Annotated in this window: 9 protein-coding genes and 1 pseudogene; 5 read left to right on the top strand and 5 right to left on the bottom strand. The window is 71.2% G+C overall.

Going from position 1 to position 15,906, the window contains the following annotated elements; translation table 11 throughout:
- Positions 1-51: 51 nt before the first annotated feature.
- Together ON31_RS04055 and ON31_RS04050 are read right to left on the bottom strand one after the other, a co-directional pair.
- On the bottom strand, positions 52-1,362 hold the full coding sequence (locus ON31_RS04055) for an FAD-binding oxidoreductase (protein ID WP_039809355.1): 1,311 nt from the start codon (positions 1,360-1,362) through the stop codon (positions 52-54).
- 158 nt (positions 1,363-1,520) lie between these two features.
- Positions 1,521-2,402 (bottom strand): oxidoreductase, encoded by an 882-nt coding sequence (locus tag ON31_RS04050; protein WP_039809353.1) that lies wholly within the window; start codon positions 2,400-2,402, stop codon positions 1,521-1,523.
- Between the two features lie 92 nt (positions 2,403-2,494).
- Here ON31_RS04050 and ON31_RS36490 point away from each other — a divergent pair, with 92 nt between their 5' ends.
- Positions 2,495-2,659, top strand: coding sequence for a DUF5993 family protein (locus ON31_RS36490; protein ID WP_157533584.1), 165 nt, complete (start codon positions 2,495-2,497; stop codon positions 2,657-2,659).
- Complete coding sequence (locus ON31_RS04045; protein ID WP_051036815.1) at positions 2,653-3,312, top strand: disulfide bond formation protein B; 660 nt, start codon at positions 2,653-2,655, stop codon at positions 3,310-3,312. Before ON31_RS36490 ends, ON31_RS04045 begins: the two co-directional genes overlap by 7 nt.
- A gap of 59 nt (positions 3,313-3,371) precedes the next feature.
- Here the strand turns inward: ON31_RS04045 and ON31_RS37710 are convergent, their stop codons facing one another.
- Together ON31_RS37710 and ON31_RS38675 are read right to left on the bottom strand one after the other, a co-directional pair.
- Positions 3,372-7,751, bottom strand: a complete 4,380-nt coding sequence (locus ON31_RS37710; protein ID WP_444543636.1) for a non-ribosomal peptide synthetase — start codon at positions 7,749-7,751, stop codon at positions 3,372-3,374.
- Positions 7,752-7,874: 123 nt separating this feature from the next.
- A pseudogene (locus tag ON31_RS38675) lies at positions 7,875-8,099 on the bottom strand (phosphopantetheine-binding protein); the annotation flags it as partial.
- Positions 8,100-8,247: 148 nt separating this feature from the next.
- On the opposite strand from ON31_RS38675, the gene ON31_RS04030 reads away from it, so the two are divergent.
- Positions 8,248-9,867 (top strand): (2,3-dihydroxybenzoyl)adenylate synthase, encoded by a 1,620-nt coding sequence (locus ON31_RS04030; RefSeq protein ID WP_051036813.1) that lies wholly within the window; start codon positions 8,248-8,250, stop codon positions 9,865-9,867.
- Positions 9,868-10,254: 387 nt separating this feature from the next.
- On the opposite strand, the gene ON31_RS04025 is transcribed toward ON31_RS04030, so the two are convergent.
- Entirely contained in the window at positions 10,255-11,610 is a 1,356-nt protein-coding gene (locus tag ON31_RS04025; protein ID WP_039809351.1) for a salicylate synthase, read from the bottom strand.
- Positions 11,611-11,809: 199 nt separating this feature from the next.
- Between ON31_RS04025 and ON31_RS34420 the strand changes: the two genes are divergently transcribed.
- Both ON31_RS34420 and ON31_RS04015 read left to right on the top strand, forming a co-directional pair.
- Positions 11,810-14,335, top strand: coding sequence for a glycerol-3-phosphate 1-O-acyltransferase (locus ON31_RS34420; protein WP_051036811.1), 2,526 nt, complete (start codon positions 11,810-11,812; stop codon positions 14,333-14,335).
- On the top strand, positions 14,332-15,900 hold the full coding sequence (locus ON31_RS04015) for an HAD-IB family hydrolase (RefSeq protein WP_081592198.1): 1,569 nt from the start codon (positions 14,332-14,334) through the stop codon (positions 15,898-15,900). The genes ON31_RS34420 and ON31_RS04015 overlap by 4 nt, the downstream gene beginning before the upstream one ends.
- Positions 15,901-15,906: the final 6 nt, after the last annotated feature.

Genomic DNA, 15,906 nt, shown 5'->3' with positions numbered 1-15,906 from the left:
AAACGGCCCGGTGCGGAACAGTTCCGCACCGGGCCGAAACAACGATCCGGATCAACCGAGCACCGGGAAATTGGCACGAATCACACCGTGCGGATCGCGCTCCCGCTTGACCGCCCGCAGCCGCGCCAGGGCGGCGTCCTCGAAGGCCGCCGCCGCGGTGTCGGCCGCGCCGAGGAAGGTGTAGGGCTTGCGGCCGGGTGCGTGCTCGCCGAGCGCGTCCACCACCGCCCGCAGCTTCGCCGACACGGCCGCACGCAGCTGCGGCAGGCCCAGACCCAGCAGGTAGAGCAGGTACGGCTCCGCGACCGGACCCCGCGCTCCCCCGGCCGGATTCGCGGCGGCGAGCGCACCGCCGAGGTGGCGCACCTGGATGTTCAGCAGCGGCGCCACCGGTTCACGCACCAGGATCTTGGTGACCTCGGCACCGAGATCGGTGAGCAATTCGGCGTGCGAGAGCGCCGGGCTGGGGTCGGTCGGCTCGGCGGTGATCTCCCCGATGCGGTCCACCGAGAGCGGTCCACGGTTGTCGGAGACGGCACCGCCCAGCCGGTCGATGGCGGCCACCAGCTCCCGCCCCTGCTCGACCGCGCCCAGATAGGCGAGGTCCAGGCCGACCAGCTCCGGCGAGTTCGGGATCTGCACCCGCTGGAACCACACCGACAGTTCGGCGGGCGCGTCGGCGGTGAGCTCCTGGAAGGTCTCCCACACCTGCTCGGCGCGTTCGGCCGGGAACAGCACCCGGCCGCCGTACACCGAAGGCATGGGGAACAGCTCGAATTCGATTCCGGTCACCACCGCGAAATCGCCGCCGCCCCCGCGCAGAGCCCAGAACAGTTCCGGATCGCTGTCCGCGGTGACCCGGGCCGGGCGACCGTCGGCGGCGACGATCTCGAAGGCGCGCACCGCATCCGAGGCCCAGCCGTACCTGCGGGCGAACCAGCCCGCGCCGCCGCCCAGCGTGTACCCGGTCACGCCGACCACCGGATTGCTGCCCGCCAGCCCCGTGAGGCCGTGCGCGGCAGCGGCTTTCTGGATCGCGCCCCACCGCGCCCCCGATCCGACCCGGGCGATGCGCGCCTCGGCGTCGATCTCGATACCGTCGAAGCGGCCGGTGCGCACCAGGACGGCCCCGTCGATATCGCCGGTCGCGCCGTGCCCGGTCGGCTGGGACACCACCGGCACCCCCGCGGCACGCGCCGCGGCCAGCGCCGCGGCGATGTCGTCGGCGTCGGCGACGGTGACCACCGCACCCACCCGCTGGGTGACAGCGAGGTTCCACGGCTGGGCCGCCGTGTCGAAGTCGGCGTCACCGGGCAACAGCACCTCGCCCCGGACCGACTGCCGCAGATTCTCGAAAGTCATTGCCACTACCCACTTTCCACCACAGGATGTCTTCCGCCGCTTTTCGCGTTCACCGGGATGACGGAACCGGCTCGGGAAGTGTGACCTCGAGTGGCGGTGATCACAGGACTCGGGCCGCGTCCCGGTGGGGACACGGCCCGTCGAACTCGATCCGCTCGCTACTTCCGCCCGAACGGGTAGGTGACCTTGGTGAGCTGTTCGGACAGCTCCCAGAGGCGACGGGCGGTCATCTCGTCGCGGGAGGCCGACGACGATCCGGAGCGCACCGGATGGCCACGCAGGCCGCGCAGGCCACCGGGGCCGTAGAACGCGCCCGGTTCCACCTCGGCGGTGGCGGCGTACAGCGTCGGCAGCGCACCCATCTCGGCGCTCTGCGCGAACAGCCGATTGCCGACGGACATCATGAAGTCCTGGAAGGATTCGGTGTGCGACTGCAGTTCCGTCGCGGCGTAACCGGGGTGGGCGGCCAGCGACAGCTTCGGGGAGCCGGCGGCGGCGAGCCGGCGTTGCAGCTCGTAGGCGAACATGAGGTTGGCCAGCTTGGACTGCCCGTAGGCGGCCCAGCGCTGGTAGCGGCGGCGCTCCCAGTTCAGATCCGCCAGGTCGATGCGCCCGATGGCGTGCGCGCCACTGGAGACGGTGACCACCCGCTCGCGGATCTTGTCCAGCAGCAGCCCGGTGAGCGCGAAGTGGCCGAGATGGTTGGTGCCGATCTGCATTTCGAAGCCGTCGGCGGTGCGACGCAGCGGCACCGCCATGATCCCGGCATTGTTGATCAGCACATCGGCGGATTCGATGCCGTCGGCGAAATCGCGCACCGAGGCCAGGTCGGCGAGATCGAGGCGGCGCACCTGCGCGCGCTCCCCCATCTCGGCGGCGACGGCATGTGCCTTGACCTCGTTGCGGCAGGCCATGATCACCCGTGCGCCCGCACCCGTCAGCGCCCGCGTGGTCGCGGCGCCCAGGCCGCTGTTCGCGCCGGTGACGATGTAGGTCCGCCCGGTCAGATCGGGGATGTCGCCGATGTCCCAACCACTCACCCGCACGAGTCTAGGTGGGTGGGCGCGTCGGCGCGGCGTGTCAGAGCGCCTATCGCTCGGATCACAGCAGGTAGAGCAGTAGCGTCCGGCACATGGACACGATCCTCTGGGCCGGTTTGCTGGTCATATTGGTGATGATCTGTCAACAGCGATCCCGCCGCCTGGTGCTGGCGGCCTGGTGGATCGCGTTCCTGGCGACCGGCCTCCTGTTGAAGCACCACATCACCAGCGGACTCGGTCTGGGGCTGACATGGTGACGCCCACGACGCTCGGCACCGGCACCACCGAGCACACCCGGCTCGGCCGGGTGCAGTACTGGCTCGCGGTCGTCTTCGTGGTCGGCTGGACCGGTGTGGTGTGCGGCGGCCTGGCCGTGCAGTTCGGCACCTGGGACTATCCGTGCCCGCTGTGCATGGTGCAGCGCAACTTCATGACCCTCGCCGCGCTGGGCGGCGCCTACATCGTGGCCAAGGGGTTGCGCGGAACCATCACCCGGCGCGACTACATGACCGGCTGGGGGCTGGCCATCGTCGGCTGCTTCGGCGGCGGCTTCGCGGCCTGGCGGCAGACCATGCTGCACATCCTGCCGGGCGATCCGGGTTACGGCGGCACGGTACTCGGACTGCACCTGTACGTGTGGGCGTTGATCCTGTTCGTCGCCGCCATCGCCACCATCGGCGTGGTGCTGTCCTTCGCCCACGCGACCGCGGGCGAGACGATTCCCACCGGCGGCGTCGCCGCGCGCATCGGCAGGCTCGCGCTGTGGTTCTGCGGGCTGGTCATCGTGATCAACCTGGTCGCGGTGTTCCTGTTGGAGGGCCTGCACTGGTTCCTGCCGGACAATCCGTCGTGCTACCAGTTCTTCCACGACATCGGGGTCATCGACGGGACCTGCCCGGTCATCGAGTAGAACGCTCCGAATGCCGCTGCCCCGCACGGTTTCGGTGCGGGGCAGCGGGTGTCGAGAACTCAGCGCTGCGCCAGCACCTCTTCATCGGACAGGGCGGCGACCTCCAGGTACATCGCCGCCACCGTGGCCAGACGCCCCGGGGTGGCGGTGCGCTGCTCACGCTCCAGCAGCCGCTGCGCCAGTCCGGCGACGGTGCGGGCGGCGAAGAAGTCGGCCACCACGGTGTCGGGGGAATCCAGCCATTCCCGCACCCGCGCGACCACCGCGGTGGCGAGCACCGAATCACCACCGAGGGCGAAGAAGTCGTCGGTCGCGCCGACGCGATCCCGGCCGAGCACGGCAGCGACGATATCGGCCAGGGCACGCTCCAGATCCGTACGCGGGGCGACGAATTCGCTCGCCCGCTCACCGGCGGCCAGCAGCGTGGCAATGGCCTTGCGGTCCGGTTTGCCGTTGGCCGTGAACGGCAGCTCGGCCAGCAGTTCGACGCGCGTGGGAATCATGTAGGCGGGCAACAGGTCCGCCGCCTGCGCCAGCAGCGTCTCCACCCGCAGCTCCGCGCCGTCGACCCCGACCACCACGGCGGCCAGTTTCGGTGCGGCCGAACCGATCACCGCGGCGATGGCATGGCGCACGCCGGGCAGGGCGCGCAGCGCGCTCTCCACCTCGCCCAGTTCCACCCGGTAGCCGCGAATCTTGACCTGGTGGTCGGCGCGGCCCAGGAATTCCAGGGTGCCGTCGGGCAGGTAGCGCGCCAGATCGCCGGTGCGGTACCAGCGCAGGCCCTCGTGGGTGACGAAGCGGTCGGCGGTGCGGTCGGGGTCGTTGCGGTAACCGGCCGCCACCCCGTCGCCGCCGATCCACAGTTCCCCGGTCACCCAATCCGGGCAGTCGTGCCCGGCCGGGCCGACCACGCGGCAGCGCACGTTCCGCAGCGGAGTGCCGTAGGGCACCGCCGACCACTCCGCGGGGACACGGGCGTCGACCACCTCGCAGATGGTGGAGTGGATGGCGGTCTCGGTCGCCCCGCCCAGACCTGCGAAACGACAGTCCGGCGCGACCTGCCGCAAGCGGCCCGGCAGCGCCACATCCACCCAGTCACCGCCCAGGATGACCATGCGCAGGCTGTCCAAGCGACGACCCGACGCCGCGGACAGCAGCATGTCGAGCAGGCTGGGCACGCAGTTGAGCACCGAAACCCGGTGGCGCTCGATGAGTTCCAGCCAGCGGGCCGGTTCGACGCGCTGGGACTCGTCCACGGCCAGCACCGCGCCGCCGACGGCGAAGAGACCGAAGATGTCGTACACGGACAGGTCGAACTCCAAGGCGGACAGGGCCAGTGCGCGGTCCGCCGGGCCGAGGTCGAAGCGGTCGTCGAGATCGTCGATGGTGTTCATGGCCGCGCGGTGCGGCACCTCGACGCCCTTCGGTTTGCCGGTGGAGCCGGAGGTGAACAGCACGTAGGCGATGGCCTCCGGATCCGGGAACACCGGCTCGGCAAGCGGTTCGGCGAACACCCGGGCACCGGCGAGCGGCAGTGTGCGCACCTCCGGCACCTCGGCCCCGGCGGTCAGCGCGGCCACCACGGCACCGGTGCGGATAATCTCCGCGCGGCGCGCGGCGGGCTGATCGAAGCCGATCGGCACATACACGCCACCGGCCGCCAGCACACCGACGGTGGCGACGATCTGATCCGGTCCCTTCGGCAGCTGCACGGCCACCGCATCCCCCGGCCGCACCCCGGCCGCCCGCAGCGCACCCGCCACCGCGAGCGCCTGCGCGGCAAGCTCCCCGTAGGTGAGCGTGTGCGCCCGCGCCGCACGCTCACCGTGGGCGCGACCGTCGGCCCGCACATCATCCTGGCCGTCGGGGCGACCGTCCGTCCGCGCCGCACGCTCACCTTGGATGTGAGCGTGCTCCTGCTCGCTCCCGGCGACGCCACGGCGAGCACCCGTCTGTGCGGCTACCGTACCGGCGGCGGGATCGAATCCCCGCCCGGCCACCGTCTCGGCGAATTCGGTTGCGCCGCTCCCGGGTTCGGCGGCGTTCTCCCAGATCACGGCGGGCGCGTCGGGATTCGCGGCCGCGTGCTGGAACAGTCCGGCATGCAGCGTCCGCCCGCTCACCGGTCCCGAGGTGGCGTTCACCCGCGACCGGACGACGGCCTGCTCCAGCGGAATCCGCACCGTGGCCTCGGCATCCCAGCCGGTCTCGGTGTTGTCCACCGGCCGCGCCGCCGACAGCGCGGCGGCCACGGCCTCCTCCATGGCGTCGACCTGGGCGGCGAGATCCGTGCCAGCCTGCGACGGTACCCCGGTGGCATCGGTCGCGGGCACGGCGGGTGCGATACCGACGGCGGTGTCCACTCCGTCGACGAAGGCTCCGGACACCGCAGTGCCGGAGGCGGCGTGCTCGGTGGTCCCGGCGGCCGAGATACCGGCCACCCCGGATTCCTTCGCGGTGACGGCCGACCCGTGGGCGGTGACGCCCGCCGCGTTCACACCGGTGGCGGCGGCTTCGGCGACAGCCGACCCGGCACCGTTCATCCCGGCACCGGTCAGCTCAGCGGCGGTCGGCTCGACACCGGTCGGCTCAGTGGCGGTCGGCTCGACACCGGTCGGCTCAGTGGCGGTCGACGTGTGTGCGGCTTCCGCGTGCGCTTGTCGCGGCGCGGACGCCGACTCGCTCGTGGCCGCCATTGCGTCGACAGCGCCGTCTCGCCGAGTGGGTGCGGAGGCCGCCCGAGCCGATATTCCTGTGCCGCCGATGGTTTCGCTGGCCTCGGAGCTGTCGGTGATGCCCGCCAGGCGGAGGATGGCGTCGATGTAGCGGGCGAACATGGCCTCGACCATGCCCGCGGGGAAGGCGGAGGCGCGGACGTCCCAGTTCAGCAGGAGGCCGCCGCGAACCTCGGTGACCTGGGCGTCCAGCAGCACCTGCGGGCCCTGGGAGATGATCCAGGCCGGGTCGCCGAAGGTGTCGGTGACGTGCTCGGCGAAGAGTTCGCCGAGGTTGATGGCGCTGGTGTAGACGATCGGGGCGAGCACCGGCTCACCGCGCAGGCGGCCCAGATCACGCAGCACCTCCAGCCCCGAATAGGCCGAATGCGCACCGGCGGCGTGCAATTCGCGTTGCAGTGCCTGGGCGCGCTCGGTGACGGTGGCCGGTTCGGTCACATCGACCTCCAGCAGCACCGAGGAGGTGAAGTCGCCCACCACACCGTCGACCTGCGGATGCACCGGCTCCCGGTGGAACAGCGGCAGATTCAGCAGGAACCGCCGCTGCGCCGACCAGCCGCCGATGGTCTCGGCGAATACCGACGCCAAGGCCATGGCGGGGGTGATGCCCCGGGTGTGCGCGGCCGCGAACATGCGCGCCTTCGCGGTCGGGGACAGCCAGCGGTGGAAGCGCACGGTCCGCATCTCGGCCGAGTGGCCCGCGACGGCGACGGCCGCGGCTGACGCGGGTGCCGTCGCGTGGGCCAGCTCCGAGGCGCGGGGGAGTTCCGGTGCGCCGGGCAGCTCCGACAGGCGGCGCTGCCACCAGTCGCGGTCGCGTGCGCGGTCCGGTCCCGGCGCGGCCTGGCCCGCCAGGTACTCGCGGAAGGTGTAGGTCTGCGGCGGCAGCTCCTCGCCGTGGTAGAGCCGCGCCAGATCGCCGACCAGGATGCGGTAGCTCATGGCGTCGGCGGCGAGCATGTCCACATCGAGGTGCAGGCGGGTGCGACCGCCCGGCAGCAGGGTGAGGGCGATATCGATGACCTGCCCGTCCTCCACCGCCATGAGCTGGTGGGTCTTGCGCTCCCGCAGCGACTCCAGCACCCGCTCGACCTCGGCGGCGTCGCGATCCCGCAGATCGGTCACGCTCCACACCGGCCGCCCCGGACGCTCCAGGGTCTGCTGCGTGCCATCGGGCAGGAACCGCGTGCGCAGCATGGGATGCCGCGCCACCAGCAGCTCGGCCGCCCGCTCCAGACGCCCGGGATCGACATCCCCACCGTCGAATTCGACATACAGATGCGCCGCGACCGCCCCCAACTGCTGCCCCTCGGACCGCCCGATCCAGTAGGCATGCTGCATGGGCGCGAGCGGAAACGGGGAACCGTCGTCGGCCGTAGCGTCCGCACCGCCAGCCGCGCCATCCGCACCGACCGGTGCGCCCGAGCGTCCTTGCGACCGAACGGCAGCGCGGTCCGGCCGGGTATCGGCACCGTCCGCACCACTCGCGACAGCACCGGACCCACCCGCAGCCACAGGGTCCGGTACCGCCACAGGGTCGGACCCACCTGCCGCGGTCACGGATCCACGCGCCGCCGCGCGCCCACTCGCGGCACTGTTCTTCGCGGCACCGTCCGACTGAGCATCGGCATCGCCCGCGACGCCGTTCTCACCATGGGCGGCCGCGCTGTATCCGCCCGCCGCGCTGTCGGCATGGTTCACCGCCGCTGCGGCACCATCGGCTGCCGCACCGGCGATTTCGGTGGGGGCGCGATGTGCGCCCGCACCACGGTCCGGTTCCGGCGCGGCCGGGTCGCCGCCGAGCAGGCGGTGCCAGTCGGCGACGGTCGGTTCGGCGGCGAGTTGGGCGAAGTTCACGGCGATGCCGCGTTTGCGCCAGCCGCCCGCGAGCTTCATGGTGCGGATGGAGTCGAGGCCGAGTTGGATGAGGTCGTCGCCGTCGGCGATATCGGCGGGGTCGAGGCCGAGGTGGGTGGCTATGGCGGTGCGGATCTCGTCCTTGCCGATCGCCGCGCCGGTCGCGTCGCTGCCGCTCTGCGCTGACTCCATGCCGCTGTCACTCCTCGTGCCGTGCCGCCGGGATTCGCCCGGACTCCTTCACGAGCAGCCTAACCCATTGAGATAGGGTTGCCTAACCTATGTAGCGCCATTCGGTAGCGTGACCAAGACACCCCATAGTGTGAGTAAGAGGCACGACGTGACAATCCCAGCCCCAGCCGCCCAGGACCACCGCGACGGCTTCGTTCCCTTCCCCGCCGACCTCGCCGACGAATACCGTCGCGCGGGCTACTGGACCGGCCGCCCGCTCGACCGCCTGCTGCGCGAAACGGCCCGCACCCGGCCCGACCGTCCGGCCCTGCTGTCCGACGACGCCACCCTGACCTACGCCGAACTCGACGCCGCCGCCGACCGCACCGCCCACGGCTTCCTGAAGCTCGGCCTGCGCCCCGGCGACCGCGTGGTGGTGCAGCTGCCCAACGTCCCCGACTTCCCGCGCATCCTCTTCGGCCTGCTGCGCGCCGGGATCATTCCGGTGCTCACCCTGCCCGCGCACCGCCGCGCCGAGATCGAGCACCTCACCCGACTCTCGGGCGCGGTCGCCTACCTGATCGCCGACCGGCTGGGCGATTTCGACTACCGCGTGCTCGCCACCGAGGTCGCCGCCGCCGTTCCGACCCTGCGCCACGTGCTGGTGCTCGGCGATCCGGGTACCTTCACCGATCTGAATTCCATTTCCGGCGAAGGCGATTCGCTGCCCGAGATCGACGCCGCCGATATCGCGCTGATGCTGGTCTCCGGCGGCACCACCGGGCTGCCCAAGCTCATCGCACGCACCCACGACGACTACGCCTACAACGCCACGGCCAGCGCCGCGGTATGCGAACTCGGGCCCGAGGACGTCTATCTCGCGACGCTGCCCGCCGCGCACAACTTCCCACTGGCCTGCCCCGGCATCCTGGGCACCGTGGCCACCGGCGGCGCGCTCGCCTTCGTCACCGACCCCAGCCCGGAGAGCGCCTTCGCCGCCATCGAACGGCATCGGGTCACCGTGACCGCCGTGGTGCCGCCGCTGGCGCAGCTGTGGTGCGCGGCCACCGACTGGGAGGAGGCCGACCTCTCCTCGCTGCGCCTGCTCCAGGTCGGCGGCGCGCGTCTGGCGGAGGTCAATGCGCGCGAGGTCGCCCCCGCCCTCGGCGCGCGACTCCAGCAGGTGTTCGGCATGGCGGAGGGCCTGCTCAACTACACCCGCCTGGACGACTCCGACGAGATCGTCTGCACCACCCAGGGCCGCCCGCTGTCCCCGCACGACGAACTGCGCATCGTGGACGGGGAGGGCAATGACGTGCCCGAGGGCGAGGAGGGCGAGCTGCTCACCCGCGGGCCCTACACCCTGCGCGGCTATTACCGTGCGCCGGAACACAATGCGCGCTCCTTCACCCCGGACGGCTTCTACCGCAGCGGCGATCTGGTGCGCCGCCTGCCCAGCGGGCATCTCATCGTCTCCGGGCGCATCAAGGACGTGATCAACCGCGGCGGGGAGAACGTGTCCTGCGACGAACTCGAGGAGCACCTGCTCGCGCATCCCTCCGTGCGGCACGCCGCCGCCGTCGGCCTGCCCGACGCCGCCCTCGGCGAAAAGGTCTGCGCCGTCCTGGTGGTCGAGGGCGAGCTGCCCAGCCTCGCCGAGATCAAGCGCTTCCTCACCGACCGCGGCCTGGCCACCTACAAGCTGCCCGATGTGCTGCGCCAGGCCGACACCCTGCCCATCACCGCCGTCGGCAAGATCGACAAGAAGGCGCTGCGCGCGGCGGGCTGAGCCGGGTGCGGGCCATCGACGCGGCAGCCACCCGGCCCCGCTGGGCCGCCGTGCGGAGCGGCCCCACCTGCCGCACGGGCGGGCCGCCGGTGTGGAAAGGCTGCCCCGCACCCACGAGAGGCAGCCGACGTCGAAGGCCGCCCAGCACTCCATGACAGACAGCGGGTGCGGCGGGCCCCGCCTGCTCTCCCGGTCGTTCGCCCCGCCCCGAACTCGTCGTATTCGGAGCGATTGGTTACCGGCGCGCGAAATACCGCGGTGCCCACCCGAAACGCGTGTGGCCCCCTTGCTCCGGCAGGGGGGCCACACGCATTCCAACCGCGACACGACCGCTGGCGAGGGGAAGACGCGGCGCGGTCTCCGCGCGGAGGTTTCGAACAGCTGGGCTCAGTGCTGTTGCGCGCGCACCACATACGGCGCGACGCTGCCCAATTTCTCGCAGGTCTCCTCGAATTCGCGCTCCGGCCGCGACTGGCCCACCACACCCGCACCGGCGCGCAGCCACGCGCCCTCGCCGGTCTGGTAGACCGCGCGCAGCACCAGGGTGGCCTCCAGCGCGCCGTCGGGCGAAACCGTCACCACGGCACCCGAATACAGGCCGCGCTCGTCGTGGTCCAGGCGGAAGACCGCGTCCACGCCGCCCGCCTTCGGGATACCGGAGGCGGTCACCGACGGGAACAGCACCTCCAGCGCGTCCCACGGGCTGCGGTCGGCGGCCAGGGTGCCGCGCACGGTGGAGGCCAGATGCTGCACGCTGCCGCGCTCGCGCACCGCCATGTAGTCGGCGACGACGGTGGTGTCGGGTTCGGCCACGGTCGCGATCTCGGCGAAGGAGGTCTGCACCGACAGCGCGTGCTCGACGATCTCCTTGGGATCGCTGAGCAGATCGGCGCGCGCGGCGGTGTCGGCCTCCGCACCGCGGCCGAAAGCGCGTGTCCCGGCGAGTGGTTCGGTGGTGACCACCCGATCACCGTCCACCGCGGCGACCAACTCCGGGCTGAACCCGGCGGCCTCCAGCGCACCCAGGCGCAGCAGGAAGGATCGCGCCGGGGTGTTGTTGGCCCGGCCCAGCCGGTAGGTGGACGGAATGTCGACGGCGAAGGGCAGCTCCACCTTCCGCGACAGGATGACCTTCTGGTAGCGGTCCGCGTTGATCTCCGCGACGGCCTTGGCCACCCGCTCCCGGTACCCGGTCGGATCGCCGGTCACGTCGACCGGATGTCCGGTCGGCAGCGCGGTGCCCTGCGCGGCCCCGATGAGCGCCAGGATGTCGGCGGCCTCGTCGGTGGTCGCACCCGACACCTGGATGCCGGCGGCGTTGAGCCGCACCTCGATACGCGGGATCATCAGGTGCGCGAGAGTGGCGCGGGGGTGGACGTACTCGGTCGAGCCCAGCGCCCAGGCGCAGAATTCGAAGCCGATCCAGCCGTAGGCATTGCGCCCGGCCAGCGGCAGGCTCGCCAGCGCGCGGTCGACGACCCGGGCCGGGCTGCCGGTCCACGGCGTCGCGGTGGTGTCACCCGCCCAACTGACCCGCAACTCGTCGGCGTCCAGTTCGATGCCGCCGAGCGGGTCGGCGGCGAACACCCATTCGCCGGGCTTCTCATAGACGACGTATTCACCGAATCGGTCGGCGGCTGCCAGGCCGGTGACCGCCGCGATGGGGTCGATGCCGCCCTCCGGGGCGGCTGGCGCCGGACTGTGCGCAAAGTCCAGTCGTACTCGTTCGTCCGTCGCCGACACCCGTCCTCCAAGGTAATGCTGACCTAACTCAGGGAAGTAAGGTTAGCATTACCTGTTTCGCGTGGAAGTGTTGCGCCAGCCACTCCCGCACCCCACCCGCGAATCGCCACGCTGTCGGCAGTGTTTCCCGCGACCGGCCGACCACGGACACCCGGATCCGCTTGAATGGAGAACATCAGCACGCGCGGAGGGATCACAGATGATCGACCACGACAGCCGGATACCCACGGCCACCACCGCCCCGCGCTCGGTGGTAGCGCTGGTCGACTCCACCACCCACGTCGAACGTGAACTCGTCGGCAGTTGGCTCGCCGAGGGCGGCATCAACCAGGAATTCGGCACCGAAGCGCCCGTCACCCAGATCGACCTCGACCCCACCGCCATCGCCACCCGCCTGGTCGACCGCCACGACGACCCGCTCGTGGTGCCGGTACGGGTGCTGTGGCTGCCGCCGGAACGAGACGGCGTGCGGCGCACCACCTTCACCGATCTGATCACCCTCAGCAATCCGCGCAAACCCAACCGCCTCATGCAGCGGCGACTCATCGGCAAGGCGCCCGACCGGCACCTCGTGCTCACCGGACAGCCCGCGCGCCTGAGTGAGCTGCGCGCCAACAATCCCGGAGCCGCCGGTGCGGCCGAGGCGTTCGCCCGCGCCATCGTGCGCGCGGGCATCGTCGCCCTGGAACGCGCGGAACGCGCCGTCATCGGCGACCGCTACAAGGTGCCTCGCCTGGTGGCCGAGGAGATCCTCGACTCCCCCGAATTCCTGCGCCGCCTCGACGATATCGCCGCGCACACCGGCACCTCCCCGCGTGAGATGCACCGCCGCGCGGAGAAGGCGCTGCGCGAACTCGTCGCCGCGCAGAGCCGCCTGGTCTCCGATCTGTTCACCCAGGCCATGCGGCCCGTGCACGCCTCCACCTGGAAGGTCGACGACGACCCCGTCGGCTTCGAACGGCTGCGCAGCCTCAACCGGCGCTACCCGCTGGTCTTCCTGCCCTCGCACCGCTCCTACGTGGACGCCTTCGTACTCGGGGATGTGCTGGCCCGCAACGACTTCCCGCCCAATCACGTCATCGGCGGTGCCAATCTCGGCTTCTGGCCCATGGGTCCGATCGCGCGGCGCACCGGCACCGTATTCATCCGCCGCAGCTTCGGCGACGACGAGGTGTACAAGGCCGTCGTCGAGGAGTACTTCGCCTACCTGCTCGCCAAGCGGTTCAACCTGGAGTGGTACTTCGAGGGCGGGCGCACCCGCACCGGAAAGCTGCGGCCGCCGCGATACGGACTGCTCAACTATCTCGCGGCGGCGCTGCGCTCGGGCCGCGTGGACGATGTGATGCTGGTGCCGGTGTCCATCACCTACGAGCGGCTCAACGAGATCGGGGCCATCGCCGACGAGCAGACCGGCGGCAAGAAGCAACCCGAGGGGCTGGCCTGGCTGGCGCGGTACGTTCGCAATCAGCAGCATTCGGCGGGGCGCGTGTATGTGCGCTTCGGGGAACCGCTCTCGGCGCGCGAACGGCTGACCGCGCACGGTGATCCGCTCGTCGAACCCGCCGACCCGGGACCGACGGTGTCGAATCCGGCTGCGGCGAAGGCAGACCCGGAGCCGGAGACGTCGAACTCCACTCCGGCTACGTCGAATCCGGCTGTGGCGGTGTCCGAACTCGCTCCGGCGATGTCTGCTTCGGCAGCGGGCGGCAACGGTGTGGTCCCGGAATCGGAAAGCGTGGTGGAGGAACAGGAGCGGCGGGCGGTGCAGCGGCTCGCCTTCGATGTCGCGGTGGGTATCAATGCCGTCACCCCGATCACCGTCAACGCGCTCACCACGCTCGTCCTGCTCGGCGTGCACGAACGCGCGCTCACCCGGGACGAACTGCGCGCCGCCATCGCGCCCGTACTCGGCTACATCGAATACCGCGACCTCCCGCGCGGCGAACTCGACACCCTCCGCGACGATCACGGCCTCGCGGTGGTACTCGAACAGCTCGCCATCGCCAAGGTGGTGACCGTGTACCGGGGCGGGCTGGAGCCGGTGTACTCCATCGGCGCGGGCGCGCATCTGGAAGCGGCGTTCTACCGCAACAGCGCCGTGCACTGGTTCGTCAACCGCGCCATCCTCGAACTGGCAGTCCTCACCGCTGTGGAAGCGCCCGAGGGCGATCAGCTGCGGGTCGGCTGGGAAGCCGCCTATCGGCTGCGTGATCTGCTCAAATTCGAGTTCTTCTTCCCCGAGCGGGCCGAGTTCACCTCCGAGCTCACCGCGGAGATGCTGCACGTGGACCCGCAGTGGCACCGCCGCACCGCCGCCGGGACCGTCGGCACCGAGATCCTGGCCCAGCTCGCCGGATCCGGCTTCATGATGGCGCACCGGGTGCTGCGGTCCTTCTTCGACGCGCAACTCGTGGTCGCCGAGCGGCTGGCCGCCCACGACCCCGCCACCGCCGTCGACCGCAAGGCCATCATCGACGAATGCCTGAACGTGGGCCGGCAGATGCTGTTGCAGCAGCGTCTGCAGAGCCCGGAATCGGTGTCCTCCGAACTGTTCGGCAGCGCGCTCAAACTCGCCGACAACCACGGGCTGCTCACCCCCGACCCGGCCGACCCGGCCGAACTGGCCGCGCGCAGAACCAGATTCGCCGGGGAGCTGCGCGCCATCGGCGGACGCATCACCCGCGCCGCCACCCTGGACCCGTCGAATCGGCTGGAAACGCTATGAGCGCCCGCAGGATTCCCGGCGGTGCGGCACCGACGCGCTCCCGGGCCACGCGGAAGACCGACCCCGCCCGCACCGGCGGACCCGCGTATCTGCGGCGACGACGGCCCGGTGCGGGCATAACCGAACAGTCCGCGCGGGCCATCACACTCGACGAGGCGGTGGCGGCCATCCGCTCCGGCCCGCAGGGTCCGGAGATCGCCGCCGTCTTCGACTTCGGCGGGACGGTCGTGCACGGATTCGACCCACCCTCGCTCACCCGGCGGCTGCTGCGCCCCGACCGCGACCCCGTCGCGGCCGGGCTGCTCGGCAGCATTCGCGGCGCCCGCAGCGAGGGCGAATACGAGCGGTTCCTACAACACACCATGCACGCCTGGGCCGGACTGCCGGAGCATCGGCTCGAGGAGCTGGGCGCGACGCTGTTCCAGCGCACCGTCTACGGACACCTGTACCCGGAAGCCTGGCGGCTGATCCGCGAACACGAGACCGCCGGGCACACCCTGGTGCTGGTGAGTGCGCTCACCCGCTTCCAGGTGCGGCCCGCCGCCGACGAGCTCGGCATCCCCACCGTGCTGTGCACCGCCATGGCCGCCCAGGACGGTGTCCTCACCGGCCACGTGGAGGGCAAGCCGCTGTGGCGCAACGGCAAGGCCGACGCGGTGCGGCGCTTCGCCCTCGCCGAGGGCATCGACCTGACGCGCAGCTGGGTGTACGCCGACAGCGCCGCCGATCTGCCGCTGCTCGAGGTGGCGGGGCGGCCGGTGGCGGTCAACCCCGATCCGCGCACGGTGCTGGAGGCCACCGAGAAGGAGTGGCCCATCCTGCATTTCCGGCCGCGCACCACCCCCCGTCCCACCGACTACGCCCGCACCGTCGCCGGATTCGCGGCGCTGCTCGGGGGCGCGCTGTTCGGGGTGGCGGCCAAGGCGCACACCAAACAGCGCCGGGAGATGGCGGATTCACTGCTGAATTACGCCGCCGAGTCCACCCTGCGCGGCACCGGGGTGCGGGTGCGGGTGACGGGGCGGGAGTACGCTCGCGCGCCGCGGCCCGCCGTGTTCATCTTCAATCATCAGAGCCAGTTCGACATGGTGGTGGTGGCCGAGGTGCTCGGCGGCGGTATCACCGGCATCGCCAAGAAGGAGATCACGCGCAACCCGATCTTCGGACCGCTCATGCGCTTCGTCGAGGTGACCTTCATCGACCGCGCCGATACGGCGGCGGCCAAGGCCGCGCTGGCTCCGGTGGTGCAGACGCTACGGGGCGGGCTGTCCATCGTCATCGCACCCGAGGGCACGCGCTCCCGTACACCGCGGGTGGGGGCCTTCAAGAAGGGCGCGTTCCACATCGCCATCCAGGCCGGGGTGCCGATCATTCCCGTGGTCATCCGGAACGCGGGCGAGATCGCCTGGCGCGATTCGGCGGTGGTCCGCAAGGGCGTGGTGGACGTGGCGGTGCTGCCGCCCATCGACGTGAGCGGTTGGGACCCGGCCGCCATGGACGCCGATATCGAGCGGGTGCGTCAGCTGTTCGTGGACACCCTGCTGGAGTGGCCGACGGGCGACTGAACTCGA

The organism is Nocardia otitidiscaviarum NBRC 14405 (assembly GCF_000308635.1).
Taxonomy (GTDB): Bacteria; Actinomycetota; Actinomycetes; order Mycobacteriales; family Mycobacteriaceae; genus Nocardia; species Nocardia otitidiscaviarum.
Note: the sequence above shows the minus strand (reverse complement) of the source record. Positions and strands in the feature narration are given on the sequence as shown.